Source organism: Streptomyces sp. NPDC093149, assembly GCF_044754145.1.
GTDB lineage: Bacteria > Actinomycetota > Actinomycetes > Streptomycetales > Streptomycetaceae > Streptomyces.
On record NZ_JBIVON010000001.1, the window covers coordinates 674,996 to 693,248 of the forward strand.

Below are 18,253 nucleotides of genomic sequence, written 5' to 3' on the forward strand. Positions count from 1 at the left end.
TGGTGCCCACTTTGTATCGTCGGTCGGAACCCCGGTGAGGAAACCTTCGATTCACGGCGCGCCCGTCCCTCGACGGACCGGAGTGTGCTCCTCGTCTCATTCGCGACGGCGTGCGCCCCGGGGCCGCACCGGTGCCGCGCACCTTCCGTACCGGCTGCCGGAGATCGGTTCCGTACCTGAGACAATGGCCCCATGGCCTCTGAACGCCCCCGCGTGCTCTCCGGAATCCAGCCCACCGCAGGCTCGTTCCACCTCGGCAACTACCTCGGTGCGGTCCGCCAGTGGGTGGCGCTGCAGGAATCCCACGACGCCTTCTACATGGTCGTGGACCTGCATGCGATCACCGTTCCGCAGGACCCCGCGGAGCTGCGCGCGAACACCCGGCTCGCCGTCGCCCAGCTTCTCGCCGCCGGTCTCGACCCGGAGCGCTGCACGCTCTTCGTCCAGAGCCACGTCCCGGAGCACGCCCAGCTCGGCTGGATCATGAACTGCCTCACCGGCTTCGGCGAGGCGTCCCGCATGACGCAGTTCAAGGACAAGTCCGCCAAGCAGGGTGCCGACCGCACCACGGTGGGTCTCTTCACGTACCCGATGCTGATGGTCGCCGACATCCTGCTGTACCAGGCCGACCAGGTCCCGGTCGGCGAGGACCAGCGCCAGCACCTGGAGCTCACCCGTAACCTCGCCGAGCGGTTCAACAGCACCTACGGCGACACGTTCACCATGCCGGACCCGTACATCCTCAAGGAGACGGCGAAGATCTACGACCTTCAGGACCCGTCGTCGAAGATGAGCAAGTCGGCGGCCACGCCGAAGGGCCTGATCAACCTCCTCGACGAGCCGAAGGCCACCGCCAAGAAGGTCAAGAGCGCGGTCACCGACACGGACACGGTCATCCGCTTCGACCGGGCCGAGAAGCCCGGTGTCAGCAACCTCCTGACCATCTACTCCACGCTGACCGACACCGCGATCGCGGATCTGGAGCAGAAGTACGAGGGCAAGGGCTACGGTGCGCTCAAGACCGACCTCGCCGAGGTCATGGTCGAGTTCGTCACACCGTTCCGCACCCGCACCCAGGAATACCTGGACGACCCGGAGACGCTGGACTCGATCCTCGCCAAGGGCGCGGAGAAGGCCCGTGCCGTGGCGGCCGAGACCCTGGCCCGGACGTACGACCGGATGGGCTTTCTGCCCGCGAAGCACTGAGTCCAAGGACCCTGGCGGTTTCGCGACCGCAGGCGTCACACTGGCGATGGGATGTTGACCCGGTGGATGGCCGAAAATCGGCCATCCACCGTCGAGGATTGAGGAGACCGATGTGGGGACCGTAACGCTCGGCGTTTCGATCGCGGTCCCGGAGCCCTACGGCAGCCTGCTCCAGGAGCGGCGCGCGAGCTTCGGGGATCCTGCCGCGTACGGCATTCCCACCCACGTCACCCTCCTTCCGCCGACCGAGGCCGAGGCGGCTTGTCTGCCCGCGATCGAGGCGCATCTCGCCCAGGTCGCCACCGGCGGCCACTCCTTCCCGATGCGGCTGTCCGGCACGGGGACCTTCCGTCCCCTCTCGCCGGTCGTCTTCGTCCAGGTCGTCGAGGGGGCCTCGGCCTGCTCATGGCTGCAGAAGCGGATCAGGGACGCCTCCGGGCCCCTGGTGCGCGAGCTCCAGTTCCCGTACCACCCGCATGTGACCGTGGCGCACGCCATCGCCGAGTCGGCCATGGACCGGGCGTACGAGGAGCTCGGAGACTACGAGGCCGCCTGGACCTGCGACTCCTTCGCGCTCTACGAGCAGGGCCAGGACAGCGTCTGGCGCAAGATCAACGAGTTCCCGTTCGGCGCCGGGGGCGGCGCGCCCGCCGTGCCCGCCCAGGGCGGCTCCTCCGTGGACGAGCCCTCGCTGCACCCCTGAGAACCTGTCGGGTGACAGGCTCCGAGGCCTCACCCCCGAGGCCCCGGTGGCCGCCCGCCCCCGCTCAGACCGGAAGGCGCCGGAACAGCGGGCGCGGCACGTGCCGCAGTGCCGACATCACCATCCGTAGCGACCCCGGCACCCACACCGTCTCCGAGCGCCGCCGCAGCCCCGTCACGATCGCCGTCGCGACCGCGTCCGGGGTCGTCGTGAGAGGCGAGGCCTCCAGCGGCGCCTCGGCGAACCGTGTCGCGGTGAGCCGCGGCGCCGCGGTCCCTGCCGCTGCCTTCGGACGTACGACGCCGGGGCGTACGACCATCACATGCACCCCCGTGCCGTGCAGCGCGTCCCCGAGCCCCTGCGCGAACGCGTCCAGGCCCGCCTTGCTGGACCCGTAGATGAAATCGGCGCGGCGGACGCGCTCGCCCGCCACCGAGGACAGCACCACCAGCGAACCGTGCCCCTGCGCCTGCAGCGCGCCGGCGCACACCAGCCCGGCGGAGACCGCCCCGGTGTAGTTGGTCCGGGTGACCCGGACCGCGGAGAGCGGCTCCTCCTCGTCGCGCTCCTGGTCCCCCGCGATGCCGAAGGCGAGAAGCACCACGTCGATGTCGCCCTCGGCGAAGACCTTTCCGAGGACGGTCTCGTGGGACTCGGGGTCGAGGGCGTCGAAGTCGACCGTACGCACGTCCGCGCCGTGTGCGCGCAGCTCGGCGGCGGCCCGGTCGAGGGCGGGGGAGGGACGGCCGGCCAGCCGGACCGTGCGGGTACGGCCGGCGATCAGCCGCCGCGCGGTGGCGAGAGCGATCTTCGACGTGCCGCCGAGGACGAGCAGGGACTGCGGGGCACCGAAGGCGTCCTTCACGGAAACACTCCTTGCGGACGAGCGGACGAGCGAGCGGGCGGACGGGCGGGCGGACGGGCGGGCGAGCGGGCGGACGGGCGGACGGGCGGGCGAGCGGGCGGAAGTCGGCGTGGTGCCGCGTGGTGCGGCGTGGCGGCGGTGGCCGGCGGTCAGAGCGACAGGCGGCGCGAGAGGTCCGAGCGGAACGCTCCGTTCGGATCCAACTCGGCTCGCAGGGAACGGAATTCGGCCAGTCGTGGATACATCGCGGCCAGCATCTCCGGACGCAGCCGGGAGTCCTTCGCCAGACAGACCCGGCCGCCGGCCCCCGCCACCTCCTCGTCCAGCGAGTCCAGGAACCCGGCCAGGCCGGGCAGGGCGGCGGGCAGGTCGAGGGCGAGCGTCCAGCCGGGCATCGGGAACGACAGCCAGCCCGGGTCGCCCCCGCCGAACCGCTTGAGCACGGCGAGGAGCGAAGGGCAGCGCCGCTGGGAGATCCGGCGCACGATCCGGCTCAGCGCCTCCTCCTGTCCGTGTCCGACGACGAACTGGTACCGCACGAACCCGCCGCGGCCATGGACACGGTTCCAGTGCGGCAGGCCGTCCAGGGGGTGGAAGAAGGCGGAGAGTCTCTGTGGTTCCCCGATGCGATACGTGGGGGCGGTGCGGTACCGGAGCTCGTTGAAGAGGGCGATGGAGGTACGGCCGAGCAGGCCCTGGGGTACGAGCGCGGGTGCGGCGGGCCGTTGTCCCGGGCGGAACGCGAGCGGTGTGCGCCGGGCGCGCGCGGGGAGCGCGTACTGAGGCAGGTGCTCCCCGCGGGTGAGTACGGAGCGCCCCGTCGCCCGGCCGCGGGCGAGGAGATCGATCCAGGCGGCCGAGTAGCGGTAGCGGTGGTCCCCGGCGGAGAGCCTGGCCAGCAGGTCGTCGAGGTCGACGGTCCGTTCGGTGTCGACCGACATCCAGGAACTGGTGACGCGGTGCAGCCGGAGCGTGGCCGAGAGGATCACCCCCGTCAGCCCCAGCCCGCCCGTGGTCGCGTCGAAGAGACCGGTGCCGGGCCGGACGGTGCGGATCCCGCCGTCGGCGGTCAGCAGCTCCAGCTCCTGGACATGCCGGGAGAAGGAGCCGGAGAAGTGGTGGTTGTGGCCGTGGATGTCGGCGCCGATCGCGCCGCCCACGGTGACATAGCGCGTGGCCGGTGTGACGGGGACGAACCAGCCGAGCGGCAGCAGCACCTCCATCAGCCGGTGCAGGCTGACCCCGGCGTCGCAGACCACCAGGCCGGACCCGGCGTCGATGGTGCGGATCCGGTTCAGCGCGGTCATGTCGAGGACGGAACCGCCGGCGTTCTGCGCGGCGTCGCCGTGGGCTCGGCCGAGGCCCCGGGCGATGGACCCGCGGGGTCCGCAGCCGCGCACGGTGGCCGCCGCCTCCTCGTACGAACGGGGGCGGAAGCGCAGCGCGGTCGTCGGGGCGGTGCGGCCCCAGCCGGTCAGGGACACGGTGTCGACAGACATGGTGGTGACCGTATCGCCCGAGAAAACCCTTTCGAGGTATTTGTTACAACAGTCACTGGTATGGGTGATTGAGGGAGTGTCGGCTCGTACGGCAGCCAAGGGGGAGCCGGTTTTCCGTTCCCGGGAGGGTAGTCGTACGTCATGGACTGGCTGAAAAACCTCCCTGTCATCGGGCCGATCGTCTCGCGGCTGATGATGACGCACACCTGGCGCTCGTACGAGACGCTGGAACGGGTCCACTGGAGCAGGCTCGCTGCCGCGATCACCTTCATCAGCTTCCTGGCGCTCTTCCCGCTGATCGCGGTCGGCGCGGCGGTCGGTGCCTCGCTGCTCTCGGCCGAGCAGCTGCACAGGATCGAGAAGCAGATCGCCGAGCAGGTGCCGGGCATCTCAGACCAGCTCGGCATCGGCGATCTGGTGGCGCACGCGGGCACGGTCGGGCTCGTCGCCGGTGCGTTTCTGCTCTTCACCGGCATCGGCTGGATCGGCGCGATGCGGGGCTGCCTGCGCGCCGTGTGGGGCATGGACGACGTGGACCTGGGCAATCCGGTCATCCGTAAGCTCAAGGACGTCGTGCTGCTCCTCGGCCTCGGCGGGGCGGCGCTCGCGACTCTCGCCGTCTCCTCGGCCGGCTCCGTCGCCGTCGGCTGGACCGCCGGTCTGCTGGACATCTCGGACCGCGGCGCGGGCGGTGTGGTGCTGCAGGTGGCCGCTCTGGTCGTGGCGGCCCTCGCCGACTTCCTGCTGCTGCTCTATCTGCTGACGCTGCTGCCCGGGGTCGAGCCGCCGCGGCGCAGGCTGCTGGTCGCCGCGGTGATCGGCGCGGTCGGCTTCGAACTGCTCAAGCTGCTGCTCGGCAGCTACATGAGGAGCGTCGCCTCGAAGAGCATGTACGGCGCCTTCGGGGTGCCGGTCGCGCTGCTGCTGTGGATCAACTTCACCGCGAAACTGCTGCTGTTCTGCGCCGCCTGGACGGCGACGCGGAGCGGCAGGGGCACCGAGAAGGACGCCGCGCCCGTCAGCGGCGAGGGAGGCGGCGCACCAGGTCCGGCAGCGGCCAGCGCCGGTTGATCAGGAACGCGCCGCCGGCCAGCAGCACCACGACACCTCCCGCGATCCCCAGCGCGATCCCCATGCCCCCGCCGCCCCCGCCCGCGGCTGCGGTCCTGGCGGCGTGCGAGGAGCCGTTCCTGCCCTCGCCCTCCCCGGTGTCCGACGTGGGGCCCTTGCCGCTTCCGGTCCCGCTCTCGTCCTTGGTGTCGGCGGACTTCGGCGGGACCAGCTCGCCGACCGGAGTCACCTTGCCGCTCGCGTCGAATCCCCAGTCGAGGAGGCTGGCCGCCTCCTTGTAGACGGCGTGGGGCTCCTCGGACGACGGGTTCATGACGGTGACCAGCAACACCCGTCCGTCGCGTTCGGCGACACCGGTGAAGGTGTTGCCCGCGTGCGTGGTGTAGCCGTTCTTGACGCCGGCGATGCCCTTGTACGGGGCGACGCCGTCCGCACCGGTGAGCAGCCGGTTGGTGTTCTGGATCCCGAAGCTCTCGCGCTTCCCGTTCTTCTTCTTCGCGCCGGGGAACTCGGCCTCGGCCGTCGAGCAGTACTCCCGGAAGTCCGCCTTCTGCAGGCCGCTGCGGGCGAAAAGCGTCAGGTCGTACGCGCTGGAGACCTGATCGGGCGCGTCGTATCCGTCGGGCGACACCACGTGCGTGTCGAGTGCCTGCAACTCCTCGGCGTGGGCCTGCATGGCGGCGACGGTCTTGGGGACGCCGCCGTACATCGAGGACAGCACGTGCACCGCGTCGTTGCCCGAGCGCAGGAACACCCCGAGCCACAGATCGTGGACCGTGTAGCTGAGGTGCTCCTTGACGCCGACGAGACTGCTGCCCTCGCCGACACCGGCGAGGTCCTCGTCCTGCACCGTGTACGTCCGGGTCTTCGGCTGGAGCGAGGGCATCACGGTGTCCGCGAAGAGCATCTTCAGGGTGGAGGCGGGGGGCAGCCGCCAGTGTGCGTTGTGCGAGGCGAGCACCTGGCCGCTCTCCGCGTCCGCGACGATCCAGGATCTGCCCGTGAGCTTCTTGGGCAGTACCGGGGCGCCTGCCCCCAGCTTGACCTGCGTGCCCGTCCGGCCCAGCAGCTCGCCGCCGACCCGGGACATGCCGGCGGGTGGCTTCGGCCGGTTGTCGGAGGTGTCCTTGCCGGCCGCCGATGCCGGACCGGCGACAAAAGCGGACAACAAGGCGGCAGAGGTGACCGTCAATGCGATCTTCTTCAGAGCAGGCACGATCGGAAACGTACAGGGTGAAGATATGAACAGGGGCGCGGACGGCCTGACCCGCCGTGCGTACCGCCGGGTCGGCCCACCCCGGGCGACTTCGCCGGAGCGCGGCGGAGATACTGAGACCATGAAGCTCAGCCGCCCCGTCTCCTGGTTCCTGCTCGCCTTCGGGGTGTGGAGCTGGTTCATCTGGATCACTTTCGTCAAGAACCTGTGGAAGGACGGCAGCGGACTCGCCTTCGACGACGCGGGTGACCCGACCACGTACTTCTGGGTGCATCTGCTGCTCGCCATCACTTCCTTTCTTCTGGGGACGGCAGTTGGTGTGATCGGGTTCCGTGGAGTCAGGGCTCTGCGCCGAGAGCATGCGTGACAGGCCGTACGGCGGACGGGGGGAGCGCGAGTGGCAGTGGTCCAGATCGCACTGACGGCGGTCGTGGTGCTCGCCCTGCTCGTCGGCGTGCACCGCTACCTGTGGCGCCGTTTCGTCGGTGACACGACGACCGAGGGCAGCGCCCTGCGCACCGTCGGCACGGTGGCCGCGTACCTCCTGCCGCTGCTGAGCGTCGGCGCCCTGGTCTCCGGCCGCGCGGGTGCGCCCTTCTGGCTCCAGCGGACGCTGGCCTGGCCGGGATACCTGTGGCTCGCCGCGCTGCTCTATCTGACGCTCGCGCTGCTGGTGGGCGAGGCGGTACGGCCGGTACTGCGACGCGTGCTCGCACACCGTGCGAGCGGGCCGGACGGGGCCACGGCGACACAGCCGCCCGCACCCGGGACCACCGGTATCACCGAGGCCGCCGGGACCACCGGCACCACCGGTACCACCGAGTCCGCCACGACCACCGGCGCCGCCACCGCGGAGAACGCCGGGGCCACCATCACCGCGGACACCCTCGTCGCCCCCGCCTCTCCCGCCACCTCCGCCCCGTCCCGCCCCGCCGACCCCACGCGGCGGCTGTTCGTCGCGCGGGCCGTCGGGGGCGCCGCCGCCGTCGCGGGGCTCGGCACGGTCGGCCACGGCATGTACGGCGTGCTGCGCGGGCCGCGGGTCGAGCGGATCACCGTGCCGCTCGCCAAGCTGCCCCGTTCCGCGCACGGCTTCCGGATCGCCGTCGTCAGCGACATCCACCTCGGCCCGATCCTCGGCCGCGCCCACACCCGACGGATCGTCGACACGATCAACCGGACCCAGCCGGATCTGGTCGCCGTCGTGGGCGATCTCGTCGACGGAACCGTCGCGGACCTCGGTCCGGCCGCGGAGCCGCTCGCGCGGCTGAGCGCCCGCCGGGGAAGCTACTTCGTCACCGGGAATCACGAGTACTACTCCGGTGCCGCCCAATGGATCGATCAGGTCAGAGAATTGGGGCTTCACCCCCTGGAGAACGCCCGGGTCGAGATCGATGGATTCGATCTCGCGGGTGTCAACGACATCGCCGGGGAGAGCGAGGGGCAGGGGCCCGACTTCGGGGCCGCGCTCGGCGACCGGGACCGGACCAGGGCCGCGGTCCTCCTCGCCCACCAGCCCGTCGTCATCCATGAGGCCGTCGCCCACGGTGTGGACCTCCAGCTCTCCGGCCACACCCACGGCGGTCAGCTCTGGCCGGGCAACCTCGTCGCGGAACTGGCCAATCCCACGGTCGCCGGACTCGACCGCTACGGCGACACCCAGTTGTACGTCTCGCGGGGCGCGGGCGCCTGGGGGCCGCCGGTCCGGGTCGGTGCGCCCTCCGACATCACCGTCGTGGAGCTCGCCTCCCTGCAGGTCTGACCCTCCGTCGATGGCTGGTTACAGACCCTCTGGAAACACGAAGGTTTCAAGTGCCGAACAAAAGGCTATGAGTCACAGTTTTGGTCTTCCAGATGTGAAAGTCGTGTGATTGGCTGATCGCGAGCATGCGGTGATGTGCGGATCTGAGCACAACACCGAGGTGGGGCTGGTAAAGGGAGAGCACGTCAATGCGGTCGGTCCGGGTACGGATTCTCGCGGTTCTCGCGGTTTTGGTCATCGCAGGCGTCGGAGCCTGGCAGCTGCTCCCCTCGAACGAGGTGAACAAGGACCCGATCGCGGTCGGTACCACGGACGAGGTCACCTCGCTCGACCCGGCGGGGGCGTACGACGCCGGTTCCTGGGCGATGTACAGCAACATCTACCAGTCCCTCATGACGTTCAAGTCCGGGGCGACCGTCCCCGAGCCCGACGCCGCCGAGAGCTGCGGGTTCATCGGCCAGAAGCTCCAGACGTACCAGTGCAAGCTGCGTGACGACCTGTCCTTCTCCAACGGACGCAAGATCACCGCCCAGGATGTCAAGTACTCCATCGAGCGGATGATCAAGATCAAGACGGATGTCGGTCCGTGGGTCCTGTTCCCGAGCCTCAAGAACGTGGTGGCCGACGGCCGCACCATCACCTTCAACCTCTCCTCGCGCGACGCGACCTTCCCGCAGAAGCTCGCCACGGGCGCCGGGTCGATCGTCGACCGCGAGTCGTACCCGCCGAACAAGCTCCGGACCGGGAACACGGTCGACGGCTCGGGGCCGTACCTCCTGAAGTCGTACCGGGCGGACGCCAGCGCCGAGCTGGTTCCCAACCCCCGGTACAAGGGTGCGCTGAAGAAGACCGGTGTCCCGGTCACGGTGCGCTACTTCAAGGAGTCGGACGCGCTGCTGGCCGCCTGGAAGTCCGGACAGATCGATGTGACGCACCGCCAGCTGCCGCCGGCCACGCTCGCCGAGCTCAACCCCGGCGACCCCGACCTGCGCGTCACGGAGGCGGACAGCGCCGAGATCCGCAACCTCGTCTTCAACGTCCGTGACGGCTCCCCGCTCGCGAACAAGAAGGTCCGGCAGGCCATCGCGTCGATCGTCGACCGCGCGCCGCTGGTGACCGACATCTACAAGGGCACGGTCGAACCGCTCTACTCGCTGATCCCGCAGGGCTACATCGGGCACAGCACGCCGTTCTTCGACGCCTACCCCGCACCCGACCGGGCGCGTGCCAAGAAGCTGATGCAGGAGGCCGGTGTGCAGACGCCGCTGGCGATCACCTTCGGCTACCGCGGCGGCGACGAGGCCTACGAGAAGGAGACCGAGGAGCTGCGCCGCCAGTTGGAGGCGGACGGGCTGTTCAAGGTGTCGGTCAAGGCCGTCGACTGGCAGCAGTTCCAGAAGGAGTACGCGGCCGGCAAGTACGACGCGTACACCGTCGGCTGGCTCCCCGACTACCCGGACCCCGACACCTTCAGCCAGCCACTGGTCGGCAGCGACAACAGCCTCCACAACGGCTACTCCAGCAAGAAGATGGACTCCCTGATCAGCGCCACGCTGCAGTACAGCGACCGCGGCCGTACCTCGACGGACTTCAAGGAGCTCCAGGCGCTGGTCGGCGAGGACGTGCCGCTCGTGCCGCTGTGGCAGAAGAAGGACTACGTCGTCAGCAAGACCGATGTCTCCGGCTCGCAGTACCTCTCGGACGGCACCGGCATCTGGCGGCTGTGGGAGCTGGGACGGATCTGACGGCCCGCCGTGCCGGGCCCTGGCCCGTACGACAGGACTTGGGGGCGGTCGGTCCCGGCGCCGCCGGGCGGCCGCCCCCGTTCGTTCAGGCCCGGCGCTTCGCGGCGCCGGGCAGGAACTCCTCCAGCACCTCGTGAATCTGTCGCACCAGCGGGCGCAGCACCCGGAACCGGGAGAGCGCGATGGCGCGGGCGGCGATCGGGGCGGAGCGCTCGACCAGACGGCGGCTGCGTTCGGTGTGCTCCGTCCGGTCGTACACCCAGTACAGCACCAGGCCCATCTGTATCAGCCACATCAACTGCGGCAACAGTTCGGCGAGTTCGGGGTCGGCCTTGGTGTCGGAGCCGGCCAGGCAGCGCCGCTGGATGGAGATCGCCGCCTCGCGGGCGGCGACCGAATCCGCCGAGAACGGGCTGAGCGGACTCTCCGGGTCGGCGGCGTTCTTGAAGAACTGGGCGGCGAAGCGGTGGTACGGCTCCGCCACGTCCAGCCATGTGAGCAGGACCCCGCGCATCCGCACCGCGAGGTCCTTGTCACCGTCCAGGACCGGCTGCACCGCTGCTTCGTGCTCGGCGGCGAGCCGGTCGTAGAAGCCCTGGACGAGGTGTTCCTTGTTCGTGAAGTAGTAGTAGGCGTTGCCGACGGAGACGCCGGCCTCCTGGGCGATGGCCCGCATCGTCGTCTTGTCGTAGCCGCGTTCCTGGAAGAGACGGAGCGCGGTCTCGAGGATGAGTGTGCGGGTCTGCTCGCTCTTGGGAGCCTTTACTTCCTTCACGTCCTTCGCTTCCTTCACCACAGCCCTGAGGGTATCGGCGCCCCCGTCAGTCCTCGGGCCCGGGGACCGTACCCGCGGTGCAGACGCCGTCCCCGTCGCCGCACGGCGGCGCGGTCAGCGAACGGTACTTCGCGGCGGCGAGAACGGTGGCCCGTGCGAAGGGGCGGCCCGCCGGGGTGGTCAGCCAGTGGGACCTGGGCCGGTGTTCGGCCAGTGCCCAGAGGCAGACGATCCAGGCGGAGGTCCCGCGGTAGATCTGCCCCCGGTCGCCGATCACCGTGATCTCGTCGAGCGTTCCGGCGTGGTCGAGCCCGGGGAAGCGGCGGCGCGCCTCCTCGGAGGCCGCCGGGACGAGGTCGAGCGGGACGAGCTGAGGCTGCTTCATCAGCCACTGGCGCAGATGGAGGCAGAGCGGGCACCGCGCGTCGTACAGCACCGTGAGGCCGTGGACGGGGAGCCGCCGCCCGCCCGCTTCGGCGGTCACGGCGCGCTCAGGCCTTGGCGGCGGGCGCGGCCCACGGACCGTCGCCCGGTCCCGTCCAGCCCTGCGGCGCGACGGGCGGGGTCTGCTCACGCTCCATCAGACCTCGACGGCGGATCTTGTTGAGCACATAGACATTGCCGAGGTGCAGCACGCCGAGGACGAGCAGGACGACGCCGAGCTTCACCGAGAGTGCCTCGAAGAGTCCGCGGGCGTCGGCGACCTTGTCGTCGTTCCTCAGATAGAGCGTGACGAAGCCCAGGTTCACCAGGTAGAAGCCGACCACCAGCAGGTGGTTGACGGCATCGGCGAGCTTCTCGTTCCCGTGCAGTACGTCGGCGAGGAACACTTTGCCGTTGTGGCTGAGCGTGCGCGCGACCCAGACGGTGAGCGCCACGCTGATCAGCAGGTAGATGACGTACGCGACAACAGTGAGGTCCATGCCCCACCCTCCCTTGAACGCGTTCAAAAGCTGTTGTCATGGACAGTAGACCCATATTTGAACATGTTCAAGTCGCCATTTCGACGGTGTGCTCCGCCGTTCTGCCGGGCGCCCCGAGGCGTCGCACGCCCGGTACCGCCGCCGTCGCCAGACAGGCCGCGCCGACCGCCGCCGCGGCGACGGCCAGCGGTACTTCGGCGCCCCAGGCCGAGGCGGCGAGCGGGGCGAGCGTGTAGCCGAGCGGCATCGCGCCGAGCGAGAGCAGCCAGTCGTAGGAGGTCACGCGGGCCAGGGTCTGTGCGGGCACGGCGGACTGGACCGCGGTCTCCCAGACCGGGTTGAGGAAGCCGAGGCCCGCCTGGGCGACGCCGTACGCGGCGATGGTCACGGCGGCGGGCGCGTGGACGGCGAGGAGGCCGAGCGGGAGGGCGTACGTGGCGAGGCCCAGGTTGGCGATCAGGACCGGGCGACGGGGGCGGGCCCGGCCGGCCAGCAGGGAGCCGAGGAGCAGGCCGGCCGCGCCGGTCTGGAGCAGGGCGACCCAGACGCCCTTGCCGCCCAGCTCGTGGACGAAGAGGGCCGGGCCCACGGTCATCAGGACCGCCGCCGCGCCGTTCCAGACGGCGTGGGCGATCAGGCTCGTCCAGTACCAGTCGCGGCCCCGCACCTCGCTCCAGCCCTCCTTGAGATCGCTGATCAGGGAGCGTCGGGGGATGGGTATGTGCCGTACCTTCATGGCGGACAGCAGTGCCGCGCTCACCGCGAAGCTCGCGCCGTCCAGGACGAAGGCCCAGCCGGGCCCCGCGGTCAGGATCAGGGCTCCGGCGAGGGCCGGACCGCCGAGCCGGGTCGCGCTGTTGACCACGGCCATCAGTGAATTGGCTCGCAGCAGCCCCGATTCCGGCACGGTGCCGCGGATCAGCGGGGACACGGTCGGCATCGCGAACGCGCCGGCGGCGCCGCCGATCGCCTCGGCGACCGCGATCTGCCAGAGCGCGGGGGAGCCGCCGAGCAGCTCCGCGCCGACGAACAGCTGGGTCGCGCACCGTACGAGATCGGTGGTGAGCGCCACGGTCCGGGCGTTGAAGCGGTCACCGACGACGCCCCCCAGGGGCAGCAGGAGCAGCTTGGGGACCATCGCGCAGCCCAGCACCAGCGCGAGCGCCCCGGTCGAGCCGGTGGCCAGGTAGACGGCCAGGGAGAGGGCGGTGGGGATGGCGGCGTCGCCGAGGAGGGAGAGGGTGCGTCCGATGAAGAGCAGGCGGAAGGCGCGCGTGCGCAGAGGATGCGGCATGCGCGAGAATGTATTTCGATGTCGAATTATTCGTCAACGAAATATCTTGTTCCGAAGGGAAGTTGGAGCTCGGGCGTAGGCTTTCCCTATGGAGCGACGCGACTGGACCGACGGACATGTGGAGCGCTGGAAGCCCGTCCTTCCCGACCTCGATCCCGATGTCGAGGGCGCGGTGACCCGGATGAAGAAGCTCTCCGTCCATCTGCGCCGGGTACGCGAACAGTCCCTGGTCGACTTCGATCTGGACCGTCAGGAGTTCGACACGCTCCACAAGCTGGCCGGACGCGGCGGGACGGCGGCGCCCTCCGAACTCGCCGCCGACCTCGACCTCGCGCCCGCCTCCGTCACCGGTCGGCTGGACGCGCTCGAACGGCGCGGCTTCGTCCGCCGTACGCCCTCCACCACCGACCGCCGAAGGGTCGACGTCGAACTCACCGACGAGGGCCGATCGACCTGGCTCGGTGCGATGGACGTCCTCGGGCACGAGGAGTACCGGCTGCTCGGCGTCCTCGACAAGGACGAGCGCACGCTGCTGAACGACATGCTGCGGCGCATCATGGTGGTCGCCGAGGACCGGGGCGACGCCGCCTGGGACTGAGGGTCTGTCGGGTGGCCTCCGGCCGGGCGGCCACGCCCTGGCACGCGCGCCTCCCGCGTTGTCGTCGGTCGCCGACGCTCCTTCCCCGAGCTCTCAGCCGCGTTCGAGCGGGGGAGACCCCGTCCGACTCCCTCCTCCGCCTCAAAACCGCATGCACCGGACCGCGTCCGCCGTCCGGTCCGAGGTCACCCGACAGGCTCTGAGCCGTCCGGCGCTCAGCCCCCTTCCGGCCGCCGCCGCCCCCGTACGACCGTGGCCTCCGGCTTCCCGGTGTCGGGAACGGAGGCCCCGTACCCGTCAGATGCTCATCGAGCGGGCGGTGTTGATCTGTGCCATGACCATCTGGAAGGTCTCCGGGCCCAGCGCCGGGATCATCGTCGAGTGGTGCCTGCCACCGCTGGTCACCGAGACCTGGATGAAGCCGGTCGTCTTCTTCTCCTTCATCAGGAGGAAGAGCAGACCGACCAGGCAGAGCAGCGCGAAGACGATCGCCAGGACGATCGCCACCGTCGGGATCCTCTCCTCGGTGCGCGACAGGTCCGTGGCCGTCCAGACCGCGCCCTTGAGCGGCATCGTTCCGGCCGGCGTCACGATCTGGTCGTTCATCACGGTGATGTCACCGAACGTCAGCATCGGCGCACCGCCGGCGCCGGGCGGCATCCCCGGCTGCTGCGGATAGCCGTAACCGGGCATGGCCGGTCCCTGCTCCGGGGGATAGCCGTAGCCGGGGCCGGGCCGGGCCGCGGAGTCGGGCAGCTGCTGCGGGTAGCCGTAGGCCGGCGCGGACTGCCCCTGGCCCTGGCCGTCCGCGACGGTGGGCGGATTGCCCGGCTGCTGGGGAGGCCCCCACTTGTATGAGTCGTCCGCGTACGGATTCGGATCGCTCAACGTTCCCCGCTTTCGATCAAGCCTGTGCGCCCCGTGCCTTGCTGCTCCGGAGGCGGCGAGCCGGTGTCCGGTCCCGCACGACCGTACCGTCCGGACCCGGACGGCGCAGCAAGAGGCCCCGCTTCCCGCAATGTTCATGCGGAAAACGGGGCCCGGAATGCGACCGGTGTGCCGGTGGCGGTCAGAAGCGACGCGTGATCAGCGCCCGCTTGACCTCCTGGATCGCCTTGGTGACCTCGATGCCACGCGGGCAGGCGTCCGTGCAGTTGAAGGTGGTGCGGCAACGCCACACACCGTCACGGTCGTTGAGGATCTCCAGGCGCTGCTCGCCGCCCTCGTCGCGCGAGTCGAAGATGAAGCGGTGCGCGTTGACGATGGCCGCCGGGCCGAAGTACTGGCCGTCGTTCCAGAACACCGGGCACGAGGACGTGCACGCGGCGCACAGGATGCACTTGGTGGTGTCGTCGAAGCGCTCGCGGTCCTCGGCGGACTGCAGACGCTCGCGGGTCGGCTCGTTCCCCTTGGTGATGAGGAAGGGCATGACGTCGCGGTACGCCTGGAAGAACGGGTCCATGTCGACCACGAGGTCCTTGAGGACCGTGAGGCCCTTGATGGCCTCGATCGTGATCGGCTTTTCCGGGTTGATGTCCTTGATCAGCGTCTTGCAGGCGAGCCTGTTCTTGCCGTTGATCCGCATCGCGTCGGACCCGCAGATGCCGTGCGCGCAGGAGCGGCGGAACGTCAGCGTGCCGTCGATGTCCCACTTGATCTTGTGAAGGGCGTCGAGCACACGCTCCTTCGGGTCGATCTCGATCTGGAAGTCCTGCCACTGGGCCTCGTCGGAGACCTCGGGGTTGAAGCGGCGGATCCGGAAGGTGGCCGTGATGTACGGCGAGGCGGCGGACTGCGTCTCGACCTTGTCCAGAGTCGGGGTTGCCATCAGTACTTACGCTCCATCGGCTGGTAGCGGGTCTGGACGACCGGCTTGTAGTCGAGCCGGATCGACTCGGTGCCGTCGGCCGAGACCTCGCGGTACGCCATGGTGTGGCGCATGAAGTTGACGTCGTCGCGGTTCGGGAAGTCCTCGCGGTAGTGACCGCCGCGGGACTCCTTGCGGGCCAGCGCGGAGGTCGCCATGACCTCGGCCAGGTCGAGCAGGTTGCCCAGCTCGATGGCCTCCAGAAGGTCCGTGTTGAACCGCTTGCCCTTGTCCTGGATGGACACGTTGAGGTAGCGCCTGCGCAGCTCGGCGATCTTGTCGACGGCCGTCTTGATGGTCTGCTCGGTGCGGAACACCATCACATTGGCGTCCATGCACTCCTGCAGCTCCAGGCGGATCGCGGCGACCCGCTCGTCGCCCGTCGAGTTGCGCAGCCGCTCGATCTGCTCCTCGACCAGCTGCGCCGGGTTCTCGGGAAGCTCGACGAAGTCGTGCTTCGCGGAGTACTCGGCGGCACCGATGCCGGCGCGACGTCCGAAGACGTTGATGTCGAGCAGCGAGTTGGTGCCCAGGCGGTTGGCGCCGTGCACGGAGACGCACGCGACCTCGCCGGCGGCGTACAGGCCCGGGACGACGGTGGTGTTGTCGGCCAGCACCTCGCCCTCGACGTTGGTCGGGATGCCGCCCATGGCGTAGTGCGCGGTCGGCTGGATCGGGATCGGGTCCGTGTAGGGCTCGATGCCGAGGTACGTGCGCGCGAACTCGGTGATGTCCGGGAGCTTGGCGTCGAGCTGCTCCGGCGGCAGGTGCGTGAGGTCGAGGTAGACGTGGTCGCCCTCGGGACCGCAGCCGCGGCCCTCACGGATCTCCGTGTAGATGGAGCGGGACACGACGTCGCGGGACGCGAGGTCCTTCATGACGGGCGCGTACTTCTCCATGAAGCGCTCGCCGTCCTTGTTGCGGAGGATGCCGCCCTCACCGCGGGCGCCCTCCGTCAGCAGGATGCCCATGCGCCAGATGCCCGTCGGGTGGAACTGGAAGAACTCCATGTCCTCCAGCGGCAGGCCGCGGCGCCAGGCGGCGGCCTGGCCGTCACCGGTCAGGGTGTGCGCGTTCGACGTCACCTTGAAGAACTTGCCGGTGCCGCCGGAGGCGAAGATGATCGACTTCGCCTGGAAGACGTGGATCTCGCCGGTCGCCAGCTCGTACGCGACGACGCCCGCCGACTTCTTGACTCCGTCGACCTCCTGGAGCAGGAGGTCCAGGACGTAGAACTCGTTGAAGAACTCCACGCCCTCCTTGACGCAGTTCTGGTACAGCGTCTGGAGGATCATGTGGCCGGTGCGGTCCGAGGCGTAGCAGGACCGGCGGACCGGGGCCTCGCCGTGGTTACGGCTGTGGCCGCCGAAGCGACGCTGGTCGATACGGCCCTCGGGCGTGCGGTTGAACGGCAGGCCCATCTTCTCCAGGTCGAGAACGGAGTCGATGGCCTCCTTCGCCAGGATCTCGGCGGCGTCCTGGTCGACCAGGTAGTCGCCGCCCTTGATCGTGTCGAAGGTGTGCCACTCCCAGTTGTCCTCCTCCACGTTGGCGAGCGCGGCGGCCATGCCGCCCTGCGCGGCGCCCGTGTGGGAGCGGGTCGGGTACAGCTTCGTGAGCACGGCGGTACGGCTGCGCTTGGTGGACTCGATCGCCGCGCGCATACCGGCGCCGCCGGCGCCGACGATGACGGTGTCGTACTTGTGGATCTGCATGATTTCCTCTGGTCCCTCTGGCCCGGCGCCCTAGCGGATGTTCGGGTCGAAGGTGAAGATCACCAGCGTGCCCAGCAGGACGGTGAACACCGTGGCGGTGTACAGCAGCATCTTCAGCCAGAAGCGGGTGTTCTCCCGCTCGGCGTAGTCGTTGATGACCGTACGGAGGCCGTTGGCGCCGTGCAGCATGGCCAGCCACAGCATCGCCAGGTCCCAGAGCTGCCAGAACGGCGAGGCCCAGCGGCCCGCCACGAAGGCGAAGCCGATCTTGGAGACGCCGCCGTCCAGCACCAGCTGGATCAGCAGGTGGCCGATGACCAGGACGACCAGGACGATGCCCGACAGGCGCATGAAGAGCCAGGCGTACATCTCGAAGTTGGTGCGCGAAGCCTTGGGGGTCTTGCCGGTCCGCTTGCGCGGCGGCTCGATGACCGGGGCCGGGTGGTCGACGTCGTAGAGGCTGACGCCCTCGACGGACCCGATCGCGGCGGAGGACTCGGTGGACATTGGCCTCAGCTCCCGAAGACTTCGCGTACGGCGTGGCCGAGGACGGGGTACAGGGCCCCGACCATGAGCACGACCCAGATCCCCACGACGGACCAGAGCATCTGCTTCTGGTAGCGCGGACCCTTGGCCCAGAAGTCCACGGCGACGATGCGGAGACCGTTCAGCGCGTGGAAGAGAATGGCGGCCACCAGGCCGTATTCGAGGAGCGCGACGATCGGCGTCTTGTACGTGGCCACGACGTCGTCGTAGGCCTCGGGGGAGACGCGGACGAGAGCGGTGTCCAGGACGTGTACGAACAGGAAGAAGAAAATGAGGACACCGGTGACTCGATGAGCCACCCAGGACCACATGCCTTCCCGGCCGCGGTACAGCGTTCCAGCCGGCACGGAAGAACCCTCCGGGAGCGGGGATTGGGGCCGGCCGGCTTGACTGTCGGTCTGACCCGGCCGGGTACGGTCCACCGGCCCCGGCCATCGTAGCGACGCTTTGTCGGTTCGTTCGCGCGGG

19 protein-coding genes are annotated in these 18,253 nt (G+C 69.6%); 7 read left to right on the forward strand and 12 right to left on the reverse strand.

The genetic code is table 11. The features are described 5' to 3' along the window. Positions 1-192: 192 nt before the first annotated feature. Both trpS and ACIQCZ_RS03270 read left to right on the forward strand, forming a co-directional pair. Complete coding sequence (trpS, locus tag ACIQCZ_RS03265) at positions 193-1,206, forward strand: tryptophan--tRNA ligase (protein WP_402279143.1); 1,014 nt, start codon at positions 193-195, stop codon at positions 1,204-1,206. A 112-nt stretch (positions 1,207-1,318) separates the two neighbouring features. Further along, positions 1,319-1,909 (forward strand): 2'-5' RNA ligase family protein, encoded by a 591-nt coding sequence (locus ACIQCZ_RS03270; protein ID WP_402279146.1) that lies wholly within the window; start codon positions 1,319-1,321, stop codon positions 1,907-1,909. A 64-nt stretch (positions 1,910-1,973) separates the two neighbouring features. Here the strand turns inward: ACIQCZ_RS03270 and ACIQCZ_RS03275 are convergent, their stop codons facing one another. Both ACIQCZ_RS03275 and ACIQCZ_RS03280 read right to left on the reverse strand, forming a co-directional pair. Then, positions 1,974-2,774 carry a decaprenylphospho-beta-D-erythro-pentofuranosid-2-ulose 2-reductase gene (locus ACIQCZ_RS03275; protein WP_402279148.1) on the reverse strand — a complete coding sequence of 267 codons (801 nt, stop codon included), beginning with the start codon at positions 2,772-2,774 and terminating at the stop codon, positions 1,974-1,976. A 149-nt stretch (positions 2,775-2,923) separates the two neighbouring features. Continuing rightward, positions 2,924-4,273 carry an FAD-binding protein gene (locus ACIQCZ_RS03280; RefSeq protein WP_402279151.1) on the reverse strand — a complete coding sequence of 450 codons (1,350 nt, stop codon included), beginning with the start codon at positions 4,271-4,273 and terminating at the stop codon, positions 2,924-2,926. A gap of 141 nt (positions 4,274-4,414) precedes the next feature. Here ACIQCZ_RS03280 and ACIQCZ_RS03285 point away from each other — a divergent pair, with 141 nt between their 5' ends. After that, positions 4,415-5,344, forward strand: a complete 930-nt coding sequence (locus ACIQCZ_RS03285) for a YihY/virulence factor BrkB family protein (RefSeq protein ID WP_402279154.1) — start codon at positions 4,415-4,417, stop codon at positions 5,342-5,344. Here the strand turns inward: ACIQCZ_RS03285 and ACIQCZ_RS03290 are convergent. Continuing rightward, entirely contained in the window at positions 5,292-6,743 is a 1,452-nt protein-coding gene (locus ACIQCZ_RS03290; RefSeq protein WP_402279156.1) for a D-alanyl-D-alanine carboxypeptidase, read from the reverse strand. The genes ACIQCZ_RS03285 and ACIQCZ_RS03290 overlap by 53 nt on opposite strands. Here ACIQCZ_RS03290 and ACIQCZ_RS03295 point away from each other — a divergent pair. The 3 genes from ACIQCZ_RS03295 (at position 6,682) to ACIQCZ_RS03305 (ending at position 10,067) form a co-directional block, all read left to right on the forward strand. Next, on the forward strand, positions 6,682-6,927 hold the full coding sequence (locus tag ACIQCZ_RS03295) for an SCO4848 family membrane protein (RefSeq protein ID WP_351074418.1): 246 nt from the start codon (positions 6,682-6,684) through the stop codon (positions 6,925-6,927). The two genes, ACIQCZ_RS03290 and ACIQCZ_RS03295, sit on opposite strands and share 62 nt — an antisense overlap. A gap of 30 nt (positions 6,928-6,957) precedes the next feature. Then, positions 6,958-8,322, forward strand: coding sequence for a metallophosphoesterase (locus ACIQCZ_RS03300; protein ID WP_402279158.1), 1,365 nt, complete (start codon positions 6,958-6,960; stop codon positions 8,320-8,322). A 188-nt stretch (positions 8,323-8,510) separates the two neighbouring features. Further along, entirely contained in the window at positions 8,511-10,067 is a 1,557-nt protein-coding gene (locus ACIQCZ_RS03305; protein WP_402279160.1) for an ABC transporter substrate-binding protein, read from the forward strand. Between the two features lie 85 nt (positions 10,068-10,152). Here ACIQCZ_RS03305 and ACIQCZ_RS03310 read toward each other — a convergent pair whose 3' ends face one another. The 4 genes from ACIQCZ_RS03310 to ACIQCZ_RS03325 form a co-directional block, all read right to left on the reverse strand. Continuing rightward, complete coding sequence (locus ACIQCZ_RS03310; protein WP_402279162.1) at positions 10,153-10,863, reverse strand: TetR family transcriptional regulator; 711 nt, start codon at positions 10,861-10,863, stop codon at positions 10,153-10,155. A gap of 25 nt (positions 10,864-10,888) precedes the next feature. After that, on the reverse strand, positions 10,889-11,326 hold the full coding sequence (locus ACIQCZ_RS03315; RefSeq protein ID WP_402279165.1) for a thiol-disulfide oxidoreductase DCC family protein: 438 nt from the start codon (positions 11,324-11,326) through the stop codon (positions 10,889-10,891). Positions 11,327-11,333: 7 nt separating this feature from the next. Beyond that, entirely contained in the window at positions 11,334-11,765 is a 432-nt protein-coding gene (locus ACIQCZ_RS03320) for a hypothetical protein (protein WP_402279167.1), read from the reverse strand. Positions 11,766-11,832: 67 nt separating this feature from the next. After that, positions 11,833-13,059, reverse strand: coding sequence for an MFS transporter (locus tag ACIQCZ_RS03325; RefSeq protein ID WP_402279170.1), 1,227 nt, complete (start codon positions 13,057-13,059; stop codon positions 11,833-11,835). 88 nt (positions 13,060-13,147) lie between these two features. Here ACIQCZ_RS03325 and ACIQCZ_RS03330 point away from each other — a divergent pair, with 88 nt between their 5' ends. Further along, complete coding sequence (locus ACIQCZ_RS03330; protein ID WP_402279172.1) at positions 13,148-13,657, forward strand: MarR family winged helix-turn-helix transcriptional regulator; 510 nt, start codon at positions 13,148-13,150, stop codon at positions 13,655-13,657. A 297-nt stretch (positions 13,658-13,954) separates the two neighbouring features. Here ACIQCZ_RS03330 and ACIQCZ_RS03335 read toward each other — a convergent pair whose 3' ends face one another. The 5 genes from ACIQCZ_RS03335 to sdhC all read right to left on the reverse strand — a co-directional run bounded on the left by ACIQCZ_RS03335 (position 13,955) and on the right by sdhC (position 18,132). Then, complete coding sequence (locus tag ACIQCZ_RS03335) at positions 13,955-14,545, reverse strand: hypothetical protein (protein ID WP_402279174.1); 591 nt, start codon at positions 14,543-14,545, stop codon at positions 13,955-13,957. Between the two features lie 181 nt (positions 14,546-14,726). Continuing rightward, entirely contained in the window at positions 14,727-15,485 is a 759-nt protein-coding gene (locus ACIQCZ_RS03340) for a succinate dehydrogenase iron-sulfur subunit (protein WP_402279177.1), read from the reverse strand. Continuing rightward, entirely contained in the window at positions 15,485-17,239 is a 1,755-nt protein-coding gene (gene sdhA, locus ACIQCZ_RS03345; RefSeq protein ID WP_402279180.1) for a succinate dehydrogenase flavoprotein subunit, read from the reverse strand. The genes ACIQCZ_RS03340 and sdhA overlap by 1 nt, the downstream gene beginning before the upstream one ends. A gap of 30 nt (positions 17,240-17,269) precedes the next feature. Continuing rightward, positions 17,270-17,746, reverse strand: coding sequence for a succinate dehydrogenase hydrophobic membrane anchor subunit (locus tag ACIQCZ_RS03350; protein WP_351074396.1), 477 nt, complete (start codon positions 17,744-17,746; stop codon positions 17,270-17,272). Positions 17,747-17,751: 5 nt separating this feature from the next. Then, on the reverse strand, positions 17,752-18,132 hold the full coding sequence (gene sdhC, locus ACIQCZ_RS03355; protein ID WP_072486591.1) for a succinate dehydrogenase, cytochrome b556 subunit: 381 nt from the start codon (positions 18,130-18,132) through the stop codon (positions 17,752-17,754). Between the last annotated feature and the right edge of the window lie 121 nt (positions 18,133-18,253).